The sequence below is a fragment of the Polynucleobacter sp. 15G-AUS-farblos genome (genome assembly GCF_018882445.1).
Classification (GTDB): Bacteria; Pseudomonadota; Gammaproteobacteria; order Burkholderiales; family Burkholderiaceae; genus Polynucleobacter.
Genome location: NZ_JACVOM010000037.1, coordinates 1 through 248 on the forward strand (window position 1 = coordinate 1; position 248 = coordinate 248).

At 50.0% G+C, this 248-nt stretch carries 1 protein-coding gene; it reads left to right on the top strand.

All coding sequences use genetic code 11. The features are described 5' to 3' along the window. A partial coding sequence (locus tag ICN41_RS11310; protein WP_216293031.1) for a condensation domain-containing protein occupies window positions 1-248 on the top strand: 248 nt, incomplete at both ends.

The following is a 248-nucleotide window of genomic DNA, read 5'->3' on the forward strand; positions in this document are numbered from 1 at the left end:
AAGATCGCGCAGCAGCGCAGCAGTATTGGCAAACCCACTTACAAGAACTCACTGCGCCTAGTCGCTTAGAGTTGGCAAAGCCAGCAGTAGTAGGCAGTGGTATGGGTGAGCTACGGGTGAGTTTGAGTACTCACACTACCCAGCAATTAGAACAATTTGCGCGTCAACAAGGCTTAACCCAAGCCTCGATCTTACAAGGCTTATACGCCCTACTCTTAGCACGCATGAGTCGCTTAGAAGAGATTGTG